The organism is Rhizobium croatiense (assembly GCF_019793465.1).
In the GTDB taxonomy this organism is placed as follows: domain Bacteria; phylum Pseudomonadota; class Alphaproteobacteria; order Rhizobiales; family Rhizobiaceae; genus Rhizobium; species Rhizobium croatiense.
In genome coordinates this window covers 1-856 of sequence record NZ_JAILYJ010000055.1, presented here as the reverse complement: position 1 = coordinate 856, position 856 = coordinate 1, and the positions used below count along the sequence as shown (strand labels likewise).

The following is an 856-nucleotide window of genomic DNA, read 5'->3' as shown; positions in this document are numbered from 1 at the left end:
TGCCGGAAGCGACCAGGCGATCGCGGAAGGCTTTCAGAACCGGGTTATGGCGGCAGGCCACCAGCGTGGCCATGAACAGCACGGAGCGTACCGTTGCCCGACCGCCGCCGATGAGGCTCTTGCCTTTCCATTTGCCGGATTGGCGCGTCCAGGGCGCAAGACCGGCAAGTGAGGCGACCTGCCGCCGATCGAGGCTGCCGAGTTCCGGCATCTCGGCAAGCAGCGTGCGGGCGGTCACCCGCCCCACGCCCGGCACCGAAGTCAGAAGCGTCTCGCGCACCCGCCACAGAGGCGACTTGCGGATATGGTCGTCGACATCGGCATCGAGACTGTCGAGTTCGCGCCTGAGTGCGGCAAGCAGCCGTCCGATGCTCTTTTGCGCCTCCTTGGCAAGCGCCATGCGGGTGCGCTGCTCTTCGGCTGCAATCATCGCCAGGATCTGCCGGCGGCGGGCAAGAAGGGCTGCCAGCGCCCGGTTCTCTTCGTCGCGCAACGGCCTGATCGCCGGCTTGGTCGCAGCCACGAAGGCGGCGATCACTTCGGCGTCGATCGGATCGGTCTTGGCACGCTTGCCCAGAGCATTGGCGTAGGCGCGCACCTGCGCCGGGTTGACGACGATCACCGCAAGACCCGCTCCCGAAAGGGCGGCAGCCGCAAGCATCTCATAGCCACCCGTCGCCTCCAGCGCGACGATATCCGCCTTCAGGCTCAGGAGCTTTGCAGCAAGCTCGTCCAGGCTCTCATCATCATTGGCAACGGCGAAGCTTTCGCCTGACGGCAGCACATGCACATCCAACTGGTCTTTCGAAACATCAATGCCAACGACAACGTCCATCTGATCCCATCCTTGTCCAAG

At 64.6% G+C, this 856-nt stretch carries 1 protein-coding gene; it reads right to left on the bottom strand.

The genetic code is table 11. From position 1 onward, the window contains the following. Positions 1-835: IS110 family RNA-guided transposase (locus K6M89_RS30505; RefSeq protein WP_222141855.1), on the bottom strand; the 835-nt coding region annotated here is incomplete at its 3' end. Between the last annotated feature and the right edge of the window lie 21 nt (positions 836-856).